The organism is Kosakonia sp. S57 (assembly GCF_016516575.1).
In the GTDB taxonomy this organism is placed as follows: domain Bacteria; phylum Pseudomonadota; class Gammaproteobacteria; order Enterobacterales; family Enterobacteriaceae; genus Kosakonia; species Kosakonia cowanii.
In genome coordinates this window covers 157,950-176,486 of record NZ_JACVUL010000007.1, presented here as the reverse complement: position 1 = coordinate 176,486, position 18,537 = coordinate 157,950, and the positions used below count along the sequence as shown (strand labels likewise).

The window sequence follows — 18,537 nt, the reverse complement described above, 5'->3', positions numbered from 1 at the left end:
CAATGCGAATATTTGTCTACGGCAGTTTACGACGCAAGCAGGGCAACAGCCACTGGATGACCAACGCTCAGTGGCTGGGCGACTTCAGCGTTGAAAATCATCAGCTGTACAGCCTGGGGCACTACCCAGGCGCGGTGCCGGGCAACGGCAGCGTGCTGGGTGAAGTCTATCGCATCGACGCCTCAACGCTCGGTGAGCTGGACGCCCTGCGTACCGCAGGCGGCGAGTATAAACGGCAGTTGATCCAGACGCCGTACGGTGGCGCATGGATGTACGTCTACCAGCGTTCGGTTGAGGGGAAAACCTTGATTGAAAGCGGCGACTGGCTTGACCGCGACCATTATCAAAAGTAGTAATCAGTCACAGAGAACCGCGCCAATGGCGCGGTTTTTTTTGCACCGCGCATTTTTGCCGGATGGCGCTGCGCTTATCCGGCCTACGTTTAACCGCAACCTCTGTCATCCCGCATGCCGACGACGCACTTCGTAGGCCGGATAAGGCCCCGCCGCCATCCGGCAAAGCAGGCCCGCGCCGAAAGCCGGACGTGCGCACTCCGTAGGCCGGATAAGGCATCGCCGCCATCCGGCAATGCAGGCCCGCGCCGAAAGCCGGACGTGCGCACTCCGTAGGCCGGATAAGACCCCGCCGCCATCCGGCAATGCAGGCCGGCGCCGAAAGCCGGACGTGTGCACTTCGTAGGCCGGATAAGGCCCCGCCGCCATCCGGCAATGCAGGTCAGCGCCGAAAGCCGGAGGGCTAACCCGCCATCCCCAACCCGCACACATAAAAAAAGCCCTGCGCGCACAGGGCGCTACAGGGCTTCTCTTACGAAAACGGCTTACTTCTTGGCAGCGCGCTCGAAGGAGGCAACGATTTCAGCTTTCGCCGCTTCAGCGTTGTCCCAACCGTCCACTTTCACCCATTTGCCTTTTTCGAGATCTTTGTAGTGCTCGAAGAAGTGAGTGATCTGCGCTTTCAGCAGTTCCGGCAGGTCGTTCACATCTTTAATGTGATCGTACTCTTTGCTCAGCTTGGTGTGCGGAACCGCAACCAGCTTGGCATCTTCACCAGATTCGTCGGTCATTTTCAGCACGCCAACCGGACGGCAGCGGATCACAGAGCCTGGCTCCAGCGGGTACGGCGTCGGCACCAGCACGTCTACCGGGTCACCATCCAGAGAGAGGGTGTGGTTGATGTAACCGTAGTTGCACGGATAGAACATTGCGGTGGACATGAAGCGGTCAACGAACAGCGCGCCGCTCTCTTTGTCGACTTCGTATTTGATCGGGTCAGCGTTAGCCGGAATTTCGATAACAACATAGATATCTTCTGGCAGATCTTTACCCGCCGGGACGTTGAGTAAGCTCATGTTTGTTTCCTTTAAAATGTGTGGCAAACAAGTGCCGGGTATTATAGCCAACTGGCGGTGAATGTCTTGGGCTCTTTTACTCGCCAGCGACTTTTCAGAGCCTTTACCGGCGCCATTTAATGACAACTTTGTCCATATCCATAGCAGCATACTGAATAATTTTGTGTAAGCGGTTACAGCGTAAAAATGCGATTTTGCTGCGTCAGTAAATTTCTGCAATTTCAAGGGAGATTCCTGCTGTGTTTCGCCTCCCCTTTTCGCGCGCCAGATCGCAACTGATAACTAACAATTCATTCACTTTTCCGATTTGTGATGTAACTCATTTTGTTACATCTCCGATTGTCTATAGTTTCCCCGCAGGCGAAGTAGTAGCCAACAATAACCCTACGAGGATGCTCTTATGTGGAAGCGTTTACTTCTTGTCACAGCAGTTTCGGCAGCTATGTCGTCTATGGCGATGGCTGCGTCGTTAACCGTGGGATTTTCGCAGGTCGGTTCGGAGTCCGGCTGGCGTGCCGCTGAAACCAACGTCGCGAAAAGCGAAGCCAGCAAACGCGGCATTACCCTGAAGATTGCTGACGGTCAGCAAAAGCAGGAGAACCAGCTGAAAGCGGTGCGCTCCTTCATCGCGCAGGGCGTTGACGCCATCTTTATCGCCCCGGTGGTTGCAACTGGCTGGGAGCCGGTGCTGAAAGAGGCGAAAGAGGCGAAGATCCCGGTCTTCCTGCTGGATCGCTCCATCGATGTGAAAGACAAATCGCTCTACATGACTACCGTCACCGCTGACAACGTCCTCGAAGGGAAGCTGATTGGTGAATGGCTGGTGAAAACCGTCGCTGGCAAACCGTGTAACGTGGTTGAGTTGCAGGGCACCGTTGGCGCAAGCGTTGCCATCGACCGTAAGAAAGGGTTCGCAGAAGCGATCTCTAAAGCCTCTAACATCAAAATTATCCGCTCTCAGTCCGGTGACTTTACCCGTAGTAAAGGTAAAGAGGTGATGGAGAGCTTTATCAAAGCCGAGAACAACGGCAAAAACATCTGCATGGTTTACGCCCATAACGATGACATGGCGATTGGTGCCATTCAGGCCATTAAAGAAGCGGGCCTGAAACCGGGCAAAGATATCCTCACCGGCTCTATCGACGGCGTACCGGATATCTATAAAGCGATGATCGATGGCGAAGCCAATGCCAGCGTCGAGCTGACGCCGAACATGGCAGGCCCGGCATTTGACGCGCTGGAGAAATTCAAAAAGGATGGCACCGAGCCGCCGAAGTTGACCATTACCAAATCCACCCTCTATCTGCCGGATACGGCGAAAGAGGAGCTGGAGAAGAAGAAAAACATGGGTTACTGAGTCCTGTCGTCCCTCTCCCCGCCGGGGAGAGGGCATCTGTGTAAGGGGTCAACAATGAACGCGGAAGCACACCAGGAAATCCTGCGTACCGAAGGCTTAAGTAAATTCTTTCCCGGCGTAAAAGCGCTCGATAACGTGGATTTCTCGCTGCGACGCGGTGAAATCATGGCCCTGCTCGGTGAGAACGGCGCGGGAAAATCGACGCTTATCAAAGCGCTGACCGGGGTTTACCACGCGGATAAGGGCACCATCTGGCTCGAAGGCCAGGCTATCAATCCCAAAAATACCGCCCATGCCCAACAACTGGGGATCGGCACCGTTTACCAGGAAGTGAACCTGCTGCCGAATATGTCGGTGGCGGATAACCTGTTTATTGGCCGAGAGCCGCGCCGCTTCGGCCTGCTGCGCCGCAAAGAGATGGAGCAGCGCGCCAGCAAACTGATGCAATCTTACGGCTTCTCGCTCGACGTGCGCGAGCCGCTTAACCGCTTCTCCGTGGCGATGCAGCAAATTGTCGCCATCTGCCGCGCTATCGATCTCTCGGCAAAAGTGCTGATCCTCGATGAGCCAACCGCCAGTCTTGATACCCAGGAAGTGGAGATGCTCTTCACCCTGATGCGCCAGTTGCGCGATCAGGGCGTCAGCCTCATCTTCGTCACCCACTTTCTCGACCAGGTTTACACCGTTTGCGACCGCATCACCGTGCTGCGCAACGGCAGCTTTGTCGGCTGTCGCGAAACACGCGAGCTGCCGCAAATTGAGCTGGTGAAGATGATGCTGGGCCGCGAGCTGGAGAGTAACGCCCTGCAACGCGCCGGGCGCACGCTGCTTAGCAACAAGCCGGTGGCCGCCTTTAACAACTATGGCAAGAAAGGGGTTATCGCCCCGTTCGATCTTGAGGTTCGCCCCGGAGAGATCGTCGGTCTCGCCGGGCTGCTGGGCTCCGGGCGCACCGAAACGGCAGAGGTGATCTTTGGTATCAAGCCCGCCGACAGCGGCAGTGCGATGATCAAAGGCCAGCCGCAAACCCTGCGATCGCCCCATCGCGCCTCGTGCCTCGGGATCGGTTTCTGCCCGGAGGATCGCAAAACGGACGGCATTATCGCTGCCGCTTCGGTACGCGAGAATATCGTGCTGGCGCTACAGGCCCAGCGCGGCTGGCTGCGTCCAATCCCGCGTAAAGAGCAGAACGCGATTGCCGAGCTCTTTATCCGCCAGCTGGGCATTCGCACGCCGAGCGCCGAACAGCCGATTGAGTTTCTCTCCGGCGGCAATCAGCAAAAAGTGCTGCTTTCGCGCTGGCTGCTGACGCGCCCGCAGTTCCTGATCCTCGATGAGCCAACGCGCGGGATTGATGTTGGCGCGCATGCTGAAATCATCCGCCTGATCGAGACCCTCTGCGCCGACGGGCTGGCGCTGCTGGTGATCTCCTCTGAGCTGGAGGAGCTGGTGGGCTATGCGGATCGGGTGATCATCATGCGCGATCGCAAGCAGGTCGCCGAGATCCCGCTCGCCGAGCTTTCCGTTCCGGCGATCATGAATGCCATTGCGGCGTAAGGAGTAGAGTGTGATGCCTCAATCACTGGGCCAACAAGCGCAGCCGAAGCGCCGTTTTAGCTGGCCGACCGGCACGCCGCAGATCTTAGCCCTGCTGCTGGTTTTACTGGTGGACAGCCTGGTCGCGCCCCATTTTTACCAGGTGGTGTTGCAGGATGGCCGCCTGTTTGGCAGCCCGATCGATATTCTTAACCGCGCAGCGCCGGTGGCGCTGCTGGCCATTGGCATGACGCTGGTGATTGCCACCGGCGGCATCGATCTCTCGGTCGGCGCGGTGATGGCGATTGCTGGCGCAACGGCGGCGTCATTAACCGTCTCCGGCCATAGCCTGACGGTAGTGCTGCTGGCGGCGCTGGCCACCGGCGTGCTGGCCGGGCTGTGGAACGGCATTCTGGTGGCGATCCTCAAGATCCAGCCCTTTGTTGCCACGCTGATCCTGATGGTCGCCGGGCGCGGGGTCGCGCAGTTGATCACCTCCGGGCAGATCGTCACCTTTAACGCGCCGTCGTTGGCATGGCTCGGCAGCGGCTCGTTGCTGCTCTTCCCGACTCCGGTGATCATCGCGCTGGTGACATTAGTTATCTTCTGGCTCTTTACCCGCAAAACGGCGCTGGGCATGTTTATCGAAGCGGTGGGGATTAATATCCGCGCGGCAAAAAACGCCGGGGTGAATACGCGGCTGGTGGTGATGCTGACCTACGTGCTGAGCGGCGTTTGCGCGGCCATCGCCGGGGTGATTGTCACGGCGGATATTCGCGGTGCGGATGCCAACAACGCCGGGCTGTGGCTGGAGCTGGATGCCATTCTGGCGGTGGTGATTGGCGGCGGCTCGCTGATGGGCGGGCGTTTCAACATTGTGCTGTCGGTGGTGGGCGCGCTGATTATTCAGGGCATGAACACCGGCATCCTGCTCTCCGGTTTTCAGCCGGAGCTTAACCAGGTAGTGAAAGCGGTGGTGGTGATGTGTGTACTGATTGTCCAGTCGCCGCGCTTTATTGCGTTGCTTAAAGGAGTGCGCGGTCATGATAAAACGTAACCTGCCGTTGATGATCACGCTGGGCGTTTTCGTGCTCGGCTATCTCTACTGCCTGACGCAGTTTCCCGGCTTCGCCTCGACGCGCGTCATCTGTAATATCCTGACGGATAACGCCTTTCTTGGCATTATTGCCGTCGGTATGACTTTTGTGATCCTCTCCGGCGGTATCGATCTCTCCGTTGGCTCGGTGATTGCTTTTACCGGCGTCTTCCTGGCAAAAGCGATTGGTGCCTGGGGCATCTCGCCGCTGCTCGCCTTCCCGCTGATTTTGCTGATCGGCTGCGCTTTCGGGGCCTTTATGGGGCTTTTGATCGACGCGCTGAAAATCCCGGCCTTTATCATCACCCTCGCCGGGATGTTCTTCCTGCGCGGCGTCAGCTATCTGCTGTCGGAAGAGTCGATTCCCATTAACCACCCGATGTATGACACCCTCTCCAGCCTCGCCTGGACCATCCCAGGCGGCGGGCGGCTGAGCGCGATGGGGCTGCTGATGCTGATGGTGGTGGTGGTCGGTATTTTCCTTGCTCACCGCACCCGTTTTGGCAACGAAGTCTACGCCATTGGCGGTAACGCCACCTCGGCGAACCTGATGGGCATCTCGACGCGCAGCACCACCATTCGCATCTATATGCTCTCAACGGGGCTGGCAACGCTTGCCGGGATTGTCTTCTCCATCTACACCCAGGCGGGCTATGCACTGGCGGGCGTGGGCGTCGAGCTGGATGCGATTGCCTCGGTGGTGATCGGCGGCACGCTGCTGAGCGGCGGCGTTGGCACGGTGCTCGGCACGCTGTTCGGCGTGGGGATTCAGGGGCTAATTCAGACCTATATCAACTTCGACGGTACGCTCAGCTCCTGGTGGACGAAGATCGCCATCGGCATCCTACTGTTTATCTTTATCGCCCTGCAACGCGGCCTGACGGTGCTGTGGGAGAGCCGACAGAACTCGCCGGTGACGCGAGTAAGCCCAACGGCAACAAAGTAACAAGATATTGAAATTGCTATTTTTCTTCTAAAGGAATTCCGGTAGCGGTCGATAACTGACGAATGGGCTTAATTTACGCCAAAAAGTTCTTCGCTACCGGAATCCACATCATGCTTAAAACGCTTTCGATCCGTACGGGCTTACTTTCTCTGCTGGCTGTTATGACTCTTCTGCTGCTGCTGGTCAGCGGTATCGGTATTTATGCGCTCAATAAGAGCTCCGCTTCGCTGGCGCGAATCAACCAGCTTCAGGGCGAAAAGATGGCGCGCCTGAATAGCGGCTACACCATGATTCTGCGCGCGCGCAACGAAGCCGGCCAGGCGGTGCGTATGATGGAGGTGGGCCTGCTTGATGATGCAGCCAACTCCGTAAAACTGATCAATAACGAAATCGCGCTCGGTGAGCACTCTCTAACTGGCGTTATCAGCGCGGGCGTTGATGATGAGCAGGGCGCGGCGCTGCTGGCAAAGGTGGCGAAAAGCTATGGCGATTACGTCAGCCAGGGCATTAAGCCGATGCAGGACGCGCTCAACCAACAGAGCGCCGATGCCTATTACGAACTCCTCGAAAGCAAACTGATCCCCGTCTCCCGCCAGTTCGATAACGATATGCAGGCCTTCCAGGCGTGGGGCGAAGCGCGCGGTAAAAGCGAAGTGGCGGCGGTGCAGAGCAGTAAGCGCTTTGTTATGTCACTGATCTTTGTGGTCGCGCTGCTGGTGGCCGGGATTATCGTGCTCGCCTGGCTGGCGCTGCGCCATATGCTGCTTAAACCCCTCGACACCTCGATTCAACAACTGGAACAGGTGGCGGCGGGCAACCTGATTGCCGCGAAAACCGAGGTGACGGGGAAAGAGTTTAACCGCCTGAACGCGGCGATTGAGGAGATGCGCCATGCGCTGATCGGCTCCGTGATGCGCGTGCGCGATGCCAGTTCGCAGATTGATACCGGCAGCCGGGAGCTGGCGGCAGGCAACCTCGATCTCTCGCAGCGCACCGAATCCACCGCCAATTCGCTTGAGCAGACCGCCGCCAGCATGGAGCAGATCACCGCCACGGTGAAACTCAACGCCGACAACGCCGAGCAGGCGCACACGCTGGCGAAAGCGGTTTCCGATACCGCCGATCGCGGCAGCGAAATGGTCTGCTATGTGATTGAGAAAATGCGCGATATCGCTGGCAGTTCCGATCGCATCGCCGATATTCTTAGCGTGATCGACGCCATTGCTTTCCAGACCAACATTCTGGCGCTCAACGCCGCCGTCGAAGCGGCGCGCGCGGGTGAGCAGGGCAGAGGCTTTGCGGTAGTGGCGGGCGAAGTACGCAGCCTCGCCAGCCGCAGCGCCGACTCTGCGAAAGAGATCCGCCAGCTTATCAGCAGCTCGCAAGCGCAGGTCTCCGAAGGCAGCGAACTGGCGATGCAGGCCGGTGAAACGATGGATGAGATCGCCGAAGAGGTGTTGCGCATGACTAAATTAATGCGCGAAATTGCTAACGCCTCGCAAGAGCAGAGTCGCGGTATTGAGCAGGTTAATATTGCAGTAAGTCAGATGGATGAAACGGCGCAGCAGAATGCGGCGCTGGTACAACAATCGTCTGCGGCGACGCGCTCGCTGGAGCAGCAATCACGAGAGCTGCTTGAAGCGATGGCGTCGTTCCGTTTGCAGACGCAAGCATAATCAAAGGTAAGGTGTCATGGCTGTATGTATTCAATGTGATAGCGAGGCGCTGAAGGGCAGCGACTATTGTGCCATCTGCGAGGAGCGCGAGTTTAAAAAGATCCGCGGCTGGCTCTATCTCCCGGCGCTGGGGTTGGTTGCGTCGATCATAGTCAACCTGATATCCATTAACTTTACGCTGCGCTTTTTAATGGAGAACTTCGCACTGATTGGCTCGGGACAGAAAGGGATCCTCTTTTTCGAGCTGGCGTCGTTTGTCGGCATGTTTGCCTATGCGCTGTTTGTCAGCAGCCTCTTTTTCCGTAAAAAGCGTCAGCTGCCGCGGCATTACATTGTACTGGTGGGGGTGGGTACGGCCTTTGTCGCCGTCGATCTGCTGTTGGGGCACCACTATCTGGATGTGCCTTATGTCTTTGATACGGTCAAACCGCTGGTGCGTAATGTGCTGAGCGCCTGTATCTGGATCCCTTACTTCATCGTTTCCGAACGCGTGAAGCGTACCTTTGTGAAGTAAAGATTTGCCGGAGGGCCATCGCGCCCTCCGGCCATCACAACGTGTTATGCGTCCGGGTACTCACGCATATAACGCTCAACATCATCCACCATATGCTCATTGCCGACGAAGAACGGACGGCGCTGGTGCAGGCTCTCTGGCTGGATATCAAGAATACGCTCTTTACCGTCGCTCGCTTTGCCGCCGGCCTGTTCCGCGAGGAAGGCCATCGGGTTGCACTCATACAGCAGGCGCAGTTTCCCTTGCGGGTGGCTGGCGGTGCTCGGGTAGAGGTAGATGCCGCCTTTCAGCAGGTTACGGTGGAAATCCGCCACCAGTGAACCGATGTAGCGCGAGGTGTAAGGGCGGTGGGTCGCTTTATCCTCTTCCTGGCAGAACTTGAGGTACTTCTTCACGCCCTGCGGGAATTTGATGTAGTTCCCTTCGTTAATCGAGTAGGTGTTGCCGCGTTCCGGGAAGCGCATGCGCTCCTGGGAGAGGCAGAAGACGCCGAGTGACGGATCGTAGGTGAAGGCGTGAACGCCGCAGCCGGTGGTGTAGACCAGCATTGTCGACGAGCCGTAAACCACATAACCGGCAGCAACCTGTTTGTTGCCCGGCTGCAGGAAATCCTCTTCGGTGACCGGCGTACCAACAGGCGTAACGCGGCGGTAGATTGAGAAGATGGTGCCAACAGAGACGTTAACGTCGATGTTGGAGGAGCCATCCAGCGGATCCATCAGCACCACGTATTTAGCGTGTTCGCACCCTTCGAAAACGACGATCTCATCTTCTTCTTCAGAGGCGATACCGGCGACGATATCGCGGGCGCGCAGCGCGGATTTCAGTTTCTCGTTCGCAAACAGGTCGAGTTTTTGCTGCACTTCGCCCTGTACGTTCTCAGCACCGCTGGCACCCAGGATATCGACCAGACCGGCCTTATTGATATCGCGATGAATGATCTTGGCGCCCAGTTTTATCGCCGACAGTAAAGCAGTCAGTTCACCCGTGGCATGCGAGAACTCATGCTGCTTTTCGACAATAAATTCACCTAACGTTTTCATAACACTTTCCCTGCATTTTTGAATATGGAGTAAAGCGATTGTAGCCTGCGGTTTTCTGCATGTTTGGCGAAGAAGTTCAGGGCCGTTTACCAACGAAACGGTAACAACCCGAGCTTTCGCAAACGAAAACGCAGCGGACATGCAACAATACTAACAAACATTCAAAACTTCGCGCACAGGTGAATCGCGCCAGCGGGGTACGGATTATCCTGAAATGCATTTCTCAGACGTTAAACATATGCGTAAAATGTGCGCCAGGTTAAGCAAGGATAATGACGTATGCGCATTCATATTTTGGGGATTTGTGGCACTTTCATGGGCGGGCTGGCAATGCTGGCGCGCTCGCTGGGCCACCAGGTAACGGGTTCGGATGCCAATGTCTATCCGCCGATGAGCACGCTGCTTGAGAAGCAAGGCATTGATTTAATTCAGGGATATGATGCAAGCCAGCTCGATCCCGCGCCGGATTTGGTTATCATCGGCAATGCAATGACCCGCGGAAATCCGTGTGTCGAAGCGGTACTGGAGAAGAACATTCCGTTTATGTCCGGCCCGCAATGGCTGCATGATTTTGTGCTGCGCGACCGCTGGGTTGTGGCGGTTGCCGGTACGCACGGTAAGACCACCACCGCCGGGATGGCGACCTGGATCCTCGAAGCCTGCGGCTATAAACCCGGTTTTGTCATCGGCGGCGTGCCGGGCAATTTCGATGTTTCCGCGCGCCTTGGCGAGAGCGATTTTTTCGTTATCGAAGCTGACGAGTACGACTGTGCCTTCTTCGATAAGCGCTCCAAATTCGTCCATTACTGCCCGCGCACGCTGATCCTCAACAACCTTGAGTTCGATCACGCGGACATTTTTGACGATCTGAAAGCGATCCAGAAGCAGTTCCACCACCTGGTGCGCATCGTGCCGGGGCAGGGGAAAATCATCTGGCCGGAAAACGATATCAACCTGAAACAGACGATGGCGATGGGCTGCTGGAGCGAGCAGGAGCTGGTGGGCGATCAGGGCCACTGGCAGGCGAAGAAGCTGACCACCGATGCTTCAAACTGGGAAGTGTGGCTGGATGGTGAATGCGTCGGCCAGGTCAACTGGGGTCTGGTGGGCGAGCACAACATGCATAACGGTCTGATGGCGATCGCCGCTGCGCGTCATGTTGGCGTTACGCCTGCGGATGCCGCCAATGCGCTCGGTTCGTTTATCAACGCCCGCCGCCGCCTTGAGCTGCGCGGTGAAGCGCACGGCGTCTGCGTATATGACGATTTTGCGCACCACCCGACGGCAATCCTCGCAACACTCGCCGCGCTGCGCGGTAAAGTGGGCGGCACGGCGAAGATCATCGCCGTGCTGGAGCCGCGCTCCAACACCATGAAGATGGGGCTGTGCAAAGATGACCTCGCGCCCTCGCTGGGCCGTGCCGATGAGGTCTTCCTCCTGCAACCGCAGCATATTCCCTGGCAGGTTGCGGAAGTGGCGGAGGCCTGTATCCAGCCTGCGCACTGGAGCGCGGATGTCGATACGCTGGCGGATCAGATTGTGAAAAGCGCCCAGCCGGGCGATCACATTCTGGTGATGAGCAACGGCGGCTTCGGCGGTATTCACCAGAAGCTGCTCGATAAGCTGGAGAAGAAAGCGCAGCTCGCGGCTGAAAAAGCCTGATAGCTGAGGCGTAAAAAAACCGCGCACGGGCGACCGGCGCGGTTTTTTTTATGCCTGGCGTTACTCTTTCGCCATCGGCGTATCAACAGATTGCGGCGCTTTGTCGCCCTGAATGGTTTTCACGCGCTCTTCAACTTTCGCCACCTGATCGCGGTTGTGCAACAGGGTATAGGTGAGGTCGAAGCGGGTGCTCTGGCCTGCTTGCAGTTGCTTAACGCGTTTCTGCTCGCGCTCGATGGTGACCGGGTAGGCGTAGCTGGTGCCCGGCTCGATACCGGTGACGTAACCCTGTTTTTCGGTATCGGTGTTTTTCCACAGCGTCAGCACTGGCAGCTGATCGGTGTTGTAGTCAATCGCCACGCCTTTATCGCCCGCTTTATTCAGCAGCGCGGCGACGGTCTGCTTGTTCGCATCGGCCAGCGGTTTGATATTAAAGACCATTTCGTCGAAGCCTTTGGTCGGCCCGGCATAGGTTTGCCACGTTTTCATGCCGCCTTTGGCGTAGTCATTGAACGGGCTGACGCTCTCCAGCGGCGTGATAAAGCGCGCACCCTCTTCGAGGATCGGTTTGCTGAAGTTGCTGTGATAGATGATCTGGTAATCATGCGGGTAGTCGGCGTGGTTGGTCAGCACATCATGCAGGCTGAAGCTGTTGCTGCCCGGAATGTAGCGCAGCTCCATCTCGGTTTGCAGATCCGCTTTCTTAAAGGTGCTCTCTTTCACCAGCCCGCGAATGCGGATCTCATACGGCGCTTTTTCGCTGACATCGACGGAAACCTGCGAGGCAGGCGTATTGCCCGCTTTACCATGCAGGGTGTAAAGCTGCCCGTCAGCCGTGACCGGGTGACCCGTCCACTCATAGCCGCAGCGCACCACCATTTCGTTGAACCCTTCCAGCCAGCCAAGCCCGTTGCGGCTCTCCAGGTTGATAAACGCCGGGTTCACCACCTCTTTCACCGGCGAACTCCAGCCCATATGCACACCAAAACCATCGGCGTAGAGCAAATTCATGCCGCGCGTTGGGCTAAGGGCAATGGTCAGGCCGTTTTTGCTGGTCAGCTTGATGACTTTGCTCCCCTCCTGCTTGCCGCCGTGCAGCACCACCTGTTCAATGCTGAAATGCTGATCTTTTATGTTCAGCTGATCGCTGGTGATACGCCAGTTTCCCTGCTCAATGTTGCCTTCAGCACTTGTCAGCACCCAGGTTTTTGCCATCACCGGCGCGGACACCAGCAGCGCAATAGCGGAGAGCATCACGGTCTTTTTCATCTTATTTTCCTTTTTAGCTGAATCGATTACCTGCGTTACAGCAGGAATCTACGTTTTGCGCCGCCAGGAAAATGTGATCCGTTTCATCTGCTGAAAATGAGCGTCGGGCAGAGGCGGAAAGGGAGATATTGATCTCGTTTATTGATGAAATGAAAATAATGGAGGGTATGAATATGTGAAGTGGCGTACTTTTAGCTTTAACGTTTCAGCTTGCCGGGGATAAAAAAACCCTCTTCGGGTAAAGAGGGTTCTGTGCGGTTTAGCTCTCTTCGCTGCTCTCTGCGAGCTCACGCAGATACTGGAAGATCAAACGCGCGGTTTTTGGCGGCTTGTTGCTCTCTTTCTCTTTCTTGGCGTTGCGGATCAGCGAGCGCAGTTGCTGACGGTCAGCATTCGGCCACAGATTCAGCACGTCCGGCACCGCGTCATCACCCTCTTCAATCAGGCGATCGCGCAGGTGCTCAAGCTTATGGAAGAAGGCAACCTGCTGGTTATGGCGGTTTTTCAGCTTATCCAGCGCCTGGCGAATCGGCTCGACATCGCGTTGACGCAGCATTTTACCGATCAACTGCAACTGACGGCGGCGACCCTCTTTCTTGATGCGCTGCGCCAGCTCAATGGCGTCGCGCAGATCCTGGTCGAGCGGGATCTTATCCAGCGCGTTTTTTCCCAGCTCTACCATTTCAGCGCCAAGCTGCTTTAACTCTTCAGCATCGCGCTTAATTTCACTCTTACTGACCCAGATGATCTCATCATCTTCGTCTTCGCTCTCGTTACCGGGCACGTCGTCGAGCCAGTCGTCGGGCTGCTTTGTCATCTCAGGCTCCTTAAAAAAGAGGCTAATGTTACCAGTTAAGGCGCGCACTGAAAAACGGTTCTCTGTTAGACTTCAAAGATTCTCTCCCTTAATTATGGCATTGGCGATGAAAGTAATCACACAAGTGGCACAACAGCGCAAAGTTCTGGAAGAAGCGGTCGCAACCGCGCTTGATCTGGCTTCAGGCCGTTCGGATGGCGCGGAAGTGGCGGTCAGCAAAACCACCGGTATCGGCGTCAGCACCCGCTATGGTGAAGTGGAGAATGTCGAATTTAACAGCGATGGTGCCCTGGGCATCACCGTTTATCACCAGAACCGCAAAGGCAGCGCCTCGTCGACGGATCTGAGCCCGGAGGCGATTGCGCGCACGGTGCAGGCGGCGCTCGATATTGCCCGCTACACCTCGCCAGACCCGTTCGCTGGCGTGGCAGAAAAAGAGCTGCTGGCCTTTGACGCGCCGGATCTCGATCTTTTCCACCCGGCGGAAGTGACCCCCGATGAAGCAATTGAGTGGGCGGCGCGCGCCGAGCAGGCGGCGCTGAAAGCGGACAAACGCATCAGCAACACCGAAGGCGGCAGCTTCAACAGCCACTACGGCATTAAAGTTTTCGGCAATAGCCACGGCATGTTGCAGAGCTACTGCTCCAGCCGTCACTCGCTGTCGAGCAGCGTGATTGCCGAAGCGAATGGCGACATGGAGCGCGATTACGCCTACACCATTAGCCGTGATATCAACGAGTTAAAAACGCCGGAGTGGGTGGGTGAAGAGTGCGCCCGCCGCACGCTGTCGCGCCTCTCGCCGCGTAAACTGTCGACCATGAAAGCGCCGGTGATTTTCGCTAATGAAGTGGCGACCGGGCTGTTTGGTCACCTGGTTGGCGCGATTGCTGGCGGCGCGGTCTATCGCAAATCGACCTTTTTACTCGATTACCTCGGCAAGCAGATCCTGCCGGAGTGGTTAACCATTGAAGAGCACCCGCACCTGCGTAAAGGGCTAGCCTCCACGCCGTTCGACAGCGAAGGCGTGCGCACCGAGCGCCGCGATATCGTCAAAGAGGGCGTGCTGATGCAGTGGCTGCTGACCAGCTACGCGGCGCGCAAACTGGGGCTGAAGAGCACCGGTCACGCGGGCGGCATTCACAACTGGCGCATTGCCGGGCGCGGCCTGAGCTTTGAGCAGATGCTGAAAGAGATGGGCACTGGTCTGGTGGTCACCGAACTGATGGGCCAGGGCGTTAGCGGCATCACCGGGGATTATTCGCGAGGCGCGTCTGGTTTCTGGGTAGAAAACGGTGAAATTCAGTATCCAGTAAGCGAAATTACCATTGCCGGCAACCTGAAGGATATGTGGCGCAATATTGTTACCGTCGGTGACGATATTGAACAGCGCAGTAACATCCAGTGTGGTTCAGTGTTGCTGCCGGAGATGAAGATCGCCGGACAATAATTCGTGGCGCGGCGTTCTGCGCCTTTAAGCGTGATAATAAAAAAGGAAATGAGCAATGCGTAAAAACCTGTTAGCGATCCTCGCGGTGTCGTCGTTGTTTGTGGGTTCAGCGGTGTTTGCCGCTGACCTTGAAGATGATATGGAAACGCTGAATGACAACTACAAAGTGGTGCAGAAAACCGACGATGCTTCTGAGTTGAAAGAGGCGTTAGGGAAAATGCGCACCGCCGCGCAGGACGCCCAGAAAGAGACCCCGCCGAAGCTGGAAGGCAAAGCGCCGGACAGCCCGGAGATGAAGGATTTCCGCCACGGTTTTGATATTTTGATTGCCCAGATCGACGGCGCTATGAAGCTGGCGAACGAAGGTAAAGTGAAAGAGGCGAAGGCGGCAGCGAAGGATATTGCCGGTACCCGCAATACCTATCATCAGAAATTCCGTTAACCGAATTCCATCAGGAAAGGGCCGCCACCTCACCGTCGCGGCTCTTTTTTTATGCCGTTTTCCAGCATGCGTGACGTGCCGTGGTAGGCCGGATAAGGCGCAGCCGCCATCCGGCATTATCTCCTCGGCACAATTGCCGGATGGCGCGTTACACGCTTATCCGGCCTACCAAACCGTACCTACAGCCACACCGACATTGCTTTTACCCAAGATCTCACAGCGAGGGGTTGTGTTCCCGCTGAAATCGGCGAACCGAAGCGTGAATGACAAGGTCTGGACGCCATGGATGGCGGACAGAGGCGAACCGAGACAGGGAGCGAGCCCCCGTAGGGGCGAGCAAGTCGAGTCGAGCCGGCCGCAGTCAGGCACGTGGGAGGTGAGCGCAGTGCGAAGCACCGATTTCCTCGCGGGGCCGCGGGGATTGATAAGGGGAGCGCGGCCGCTCCCCTTATCCCGTTCACCGCATAAGAGATTAATGAAACTCCCGAACGCGTGGTGAACGGAACCATTCCACCGTGGTAACCCTATTGCCGGATGGCGGCTGCGCCTTATCTGGCCTACGCGGTTTCAGCGGTACCGTAACCCCAGCGGCCCCCCAATAAGCAAACCTTATCCCCCTCACACTTTCTCCTCCTGCATGCCCCTTTTTTTCTGCTCCAGCGGGCATGAAATCCCGCCCTCATCACCCAACGTTGTGACCGCCGTTCAGTGAAAAATCCCCCCGCGTGCTTTTTTTGTGGCGCAGATCACTAACGCCCTCCCGGTTTCCACTTCGAAGTGGAAAACTCCTCGCTACAAACTCTGCCTTCGCGCCGTTAGCTTTATCCCTGAGCCATCAACGGGGTACGACGAGTGAATAACGGAGCGGTAATGAACGATGCGACCATGCAGGCGGCGCAAACGGCAACCCTGGCGGAGCGCATGCTGTCGCAGGTCTACACCTTGCTTCATGCGCAGAACATCACGCCGAATGCGGTGCAGCAGCAGATGCTGACCTCCCATCTTCGCGCGATGGCGCACCGGTCGGTGACCGGCGAGCCGCTGCCGGAAGTGGATGCCAGCCTGTTTGATGAGATCTCGCCTGAATCGATGCGCCTCGCCCACGACGTGGTAGCGGCGTTTGGCAATCTCCCGCAAGAAGAGGCCTGGCTGCTGTCAGTGCACTTCGAAGTGGCAAAAGAGAACCTTTAAGGAGCAAACCATGGAACAGATTACCGTAGTGATTGGCGACCGCCTGGGCAAAGGGCAGAAAGTGGCGGCAGGCGTCGAGAAAGCGGGCGGCCGCGCGGTAGTGGTACCGGGCGTGGCGGCGGATATGAAACTTGGCGATGTGATGAACGCGGAAAACGCCACCTTCGGCATCTCCTTCTGCGGCAGCGGCGGCGCAGGCGCCATCACCGCGCAGAACAAATATGGCTATAAAGCGAAACACGGCATGCGCTCCATCGACGAGGGCGTCACCGCCATCAATGAAGGGTGCAAAGTACTCGGTTTCGGCTTTATGGATAAAGAAGAGTTAGGCGAGCGCCTGGTGCAGGCGTGGCAGAAAAAACACGGCGCATAACCATGAAAGAACAGTTCACCACCACGGTCAGGGTGAAGGGCAAGGGCGACGCCAAAACGCGCGCCTTTGCTGACGCGCTGAACCATGTTCAGGCCGCGGTGATGAAGGCGTCGCCGCACATTTTACTGCGTATTGAGCCACAGGATGTGCAGGTCGTTCAGGCGCAGGAAACGACGCGCAAAGAGGCTTTTCTGTTCCTCTTTCTGCGTCGCGAAAGACGCTCGTACAGTGTGGAGCTGGACGTGACCGTCAACGTGACCGCCATCAATCTCGATAAGGTGGAGTTCGTCACGCACTAACTTACCGCATACCCCGCAGGCATCGCTGGCAGGGTAGAAGAGGGCAGACTGATGTTCTTACTCATACTAATAAAATCGCTCATTATCGGCGGCCTGGTCGGCGTCGGTGTGGGCGCCGGGGCTGCACGCATGTTTCACGCGCCAACCACTCAGGGAATGGGCGCATTTCGTACACTGGGCGAGCTGAACTCCTGCGAAGGGGATCCGGCGTCGCACTTCTCCTTTGGCCTGGGCTTCTTCTTTAACGCCTGGGCTTCATCAGTAGCGGCGGGTTCGTTTACCCAGGACGTTGATCACCGCATCATTCCGAACTGGGGCGCGGCGGCGCTGATGGTCAAAAACCGCAACGTCGGCGAAACCCTGCACAATCCGAAAAAGATGGCGATTGCCTGTGGTTTGATCGGCATGGTGGTCGTCACCTTCCTTAACCTTACGGCTTCCTCCGTGCCTGCAGCGCTGCAAGTCACCGCCGTGAAAGTGCTGGTACCCGCCGCTAACCTGCTGGTCAACACCATCATGCCGGTGATCTTCTGGCTGGCGGCGATCGACGCGGGCAAAAAATCGGGCTTCTGGGCGACGGTATTCGGCGGCGCAGCGCAGCTGATTATGGGCAATGCCGTACCGGGCCTGGTGCTCGGCATCCTGATTGGTAAAGGGGTGGAAGAGAGCGGCTGGAACCGCGTCACCAAAGTGATGATGAGCGCCATTGTCGCCCTGTTTGTGCTGAGCGCCTTCTTCCGCGGCTTCGATCTGAAAATGATTGAGTCATTCCACCTGAGCGCGCCGAACTGGCTGGAGCTCATCCACAACTCGCTGAGCGGCAAATAAGGATCTGCAATGGAAGAGAATAAAGGCTTCTGGTACGCCGACTGGTCATTCCCGATCTTCGTTGGCCTGCTCTCCTCCGGCGTCTTTGCCGGAACGCACATGTACTACCTCTACGGCATCGGCGCGTTTAACGAAGTGGCGTTTGTCTCGATGCTGCGCGCGGGGATGGACACCGGCGTTTATGGCGCGGTCGCCGCCTTCGGTGCCAGCTTCCTGTTCGCGCGCATTATCGAAGGGTCGCTGGTCGGCATTCTCGATATCGGCGGCGCGATCCAGACCGGTGTTGGCCTTGGTGTGCCCGCCTTGCTGCTCGGCGCGGGCTTTGTCTTCCCGGTCGCCAACTTTATCGCCTCGCTGGCCACCGGGCTGGTGATTGGCCTGGCGATTGGTTACCTGATCATTCTGGCGCGTAAATTCACCATTAATCAGAGCGACTCCACCTACGGCGCAGACGTAATGATGGGTGCGGGTAACGCTTCCGGCCGTTTTCTTGGCCCGCTGATTATCTTAAGCGCGATGACCGCCTCGATTCCGATTGGTATTGGCTCGCTGGTGGGCGCGCTGCTCTTTTACCTCTGGCAAAAGCCGATTACCGGCGGCGCTATCCTCGGCGCAATGTTGCTGGGCGCGATCTTCCCGGTCGCACTCTGATCGATACGGGTGCTGCGGCAC

At 57.2% G+C, this 18,537-nt stretch carries 19 protein-coding genes; 15 read left to right on the top strand and 4 right to left on the bottom strand.

All coding sequences use genetic code 11. The annotated features are described in order from the left end of the window. The first annotated feature begins 2 nt into the window (after positions 1 to 2). Positions 3 to 353: a gamma-glutamylcyclotransferase gene (locus tag IAE48_RS09155; protein WP_023478402.1), complete on the top strand. Its 351-nt coding sequence runs from the start codon at positions 3 to 5 to the stop codon at positions 351 to 353. Positions 354 to 838: 485 nt separating this feature from the next. Here the strand turns inward: IAE48_RS09155 and ppa are convergent, their stop codons facing one another. Further along, positions 839 to 1,369, bottom strand: a complete 531-nt coding sequence (gene ppa / locus IAE48_RS09150) for an inorganic diphosphatase (RefSeq protein WP_023478348.1) — start codon at positions 1,367 to 1,369, stop codon at positions 839 to 841. Positions 1,370 to 1,769: 400 nt separating this feature from the next. On the opposite strand from ppa, the gene ytfQ reads away from it, so the two are divergent. The 6 genes from ytfQ to IAE48_RS09120 all read left to right on the top strand — a co-directional run bounded on the left by ytfQ (position 1,770) and on the right by IAE48_RS09120 (position 8,494). Then, the gene (ytfQ, locus tag IAE48_RS09145) at positions 1,770 to 2,726 is read left to right on the top strand and encodes a galactofuranose ABC transporter, galactofuranose-binding protein YtfQ (protein WP_023478471.1); all 957 of its coding nucleotides are present in this window, start codon (positions 1,770 to 1,772) and stop codon (positions 2,724 to 2,726) included. A gap of 54 nt (positions 2,727 to 2,780) precedes the next feature. Next, positions 2,781 to 4,283 carry a galactofuranose ABC transporter, ATP-binding protein YtfR gene (gene ytfR / locus IAE48_RS09140; RefSeq protein ID WP_200134159.1) on the top strand — a complete coding sequence of 501 codons (1,503 nt, stop codon included), beginning with the start codon at positions 2,781 to 2,783 and terminating at the stop codon, positions 4,281 to 4,283. 10 nt (positions 4,284 to 4,293) lie between these two features. After that, a complete protein-coding gene (gene ytfT / locus IAE48_RS09135) occupies positions 4,294 to 5,319 on the top strand; it encodes a galactofuranose ABC transporter, ATP-binding protein YtfT (RefSeq protein WP_164483628.1) in 1,026 nt (341 codons plus the stop codon). Next, complete coding sequence (gene yjfF, locus IAE48_RS09130; RefSeq protein WP_200134158.1) at positions 5,306 to 6,304, top strand: galactofuranose ABC transporter, permease protein YjfF; 999 nt, start codon at positions 5,306 to 5,308, stop codon at positions 6,302 to 6,304. The genes ytfT and yjfF overlap by 14 nt, the downstream gene beginning before the upstream one ends. A 110-nt stretch (positions 6,305 to 6,414) precedes the next feature. Beyond that, on the top strand, positions 6,415 to 7,980 hold the full coding sequence (locus IAE48_RS09125) for a methyl-accepting chemotaxis protein (RefSeq protein WP_200134157.1): 1,566 nt from the start codon (positions 6,415 to 6,417) through the stop codon (positions 7,978 to 7,980). Between the two features lie 16 nt (positions 7,981 to 7,996). Further along, positions 7,997 to 8,494 (top strand): DUF2569 domain-containing protein, encoded by a 498-nt coding sequence (locus IAE48_RS09120; protein ID WP_200134156.1) that lies wholly within the window; start codon positions 7,997 to 7,999, stop codon positions 8,492 to 8,494. A 44-nt stretch (positions 8,495 to 8,538) separates the two neighbouring features. Here the strand turns inward: IAE48_RS09120 and fbp are convergent, their stop codons facing one another. After that, on the bottom strand, positions 8,539 to 9,537 hold the full coding sequence (gene fbp, locus IAE48_RS09115; protein WP_023478503.1) for a class 1 fructose-bisphosphatase: 999 nt from the start codon (positions 9,535 to 9,537) through the stop codon (positions 8,539 to 8,541). 279 nt (positions 9,538 to 9,816) lie between these two features. On the opposite strand from fbp, the gene mpl reads away from it, so the two are divergent. Beyond that, positions 9,817 to 11,199, top strand: coding sequence for a UDP-N-acetylmuramate:L-alanyl-gamma-D-glutamyl-meso-diaminopimelate ligase (gene mpl / locus IAE48_RS09110; RefSeq protein ID WP_124970340.1), 1,383 nt, complete (start codon positions 9,817 to 9,819; stop codon positions 11,197 to 11,199). Between the two features lie 60 nt (positions 11,200 to 11,259). On the opposite strand, the gene IAE48_RS09105 is transcribed toward mpl, so the two are convergent. Then, positions 11,260 to 12,468, bottom strand: a complete 1,209-nt coding sequence (locus IAE48_RS09105) for an aldose 1-epimerase family protein (protein ID WP_200134155.1) — start codon at positions 12,466 to 12,468, stop codon at positions 11,260 to 11,262. Between the two features lie 259 nt (positions 12,469 to 12,727). Further along, positions 12,728 to 13,285 carry a ribosome biogenesis factor YjgA gene (yjgA, locus tag IAE48_RS09100; protein ID WP_023478484.1) on the bottom strand — a complete coding sequence of 186 codons (558 nt, stop codon included), beginning with the start codon at positions 13,283 to 13,285 and terminating at the stop codon, positions 12,728 to 12,730. 94 nt (positions 13,286 to 13,379) lie between these two features. Here yjgA and pmbA point away from each other — a divergent pair, with 94 nt between their 5' ends. The 7 genes from pmbA (at position 13,380) to IAE48_RS09065 (ending at position 18,516) form a co-directional block, all read left to right on the top strand. Beyond that, complete coding sequence (gene pmbA, locus IAE48_RS09095) at positions 13,380 to 14,732, top strand: metalloprotease PmbA (RefSeq protein ID WP_042714065.1); 1,353 nt, start codon at positions 13,380 to 13,382, stop codon at positions 14,730 to 14,732. Between the two features lie 55 nt (positions 14,733 to 14,787). Next, positions 14,788 to 15,174, top strand: coding sequence for a cytochrome b562 (cybC, locus tag IAE48_RS09090; protein WP_023478426.1), 387 nt, complete (start codon positions 14,788 to 14,790; stop codon positions 15,172 to 15,174). Positions 15,175 to 16,026: 852 nt separating this feature from the next. Further along, positions 16,027 to 16,365: a glycine dehydrogenase gene (locus IAE48_RS09085; RefSeq protein WP_071789532.1), complete on the top strand. Its 339-nt coding sequence runs from the start codon at positions 16,027 to 16,029 to the stop codon at positions 16,363 to 16,365. Positions 16,366 to 16,375: 10 nt separating this feature from the next. Continuing rightward, positions 16,376 to 16,738 carry an SFCGS family glycine-rich protein gene (locus IAE48_RS09080; RefSeq protein WP_023480243.1) on the top strand — a complete coding sequence of 121 codons (363 nt, stop codon included), beginning with the start codon at positions 16,376 to 16,378 and terminating at the stop codon, positions 16,736 to 16,738. A gap of 2 nt (positions 16,739 to 16,740) precedes the next feature. Continuing rightward, entirely contained in the window at positions 16,741 to 17,037 is a 297-nt protein-coding gene (locus IAE48_RS09075) for a DUF4312 family protein (protein ID WP_023480238.1), read from the top strand. A 51-nt stretch (positions 17,038 to 17,088) separates the two neighbouring features. Then, on the top strand, positions 17,089 to 17,865 hold the full coding sequence (locus tag IAE48_RS09070; protein WP_124970326.1) for a DUF4311 domain-containing protein: 777 nt from the start codon (positions 17,089 to 17,091) through the stop codon (positions 17,863 to 17,865). A 9-nt stretch (positions 17,866 to 17,874) separates the two neighbouring features. Next, complete coding sequence (locus IAE48_RS09065; protein WP_200134154.1) at positions 17,875 to 18,516, top strand: DUF4310 family protein; 642 nt, start codon at positions 17,875 to 17,877, stop codon at positions 18,514 to 18,516. The last annotated feature ends 21 nt before the right edge of the window (positions 18,517 to 18,537 follow it).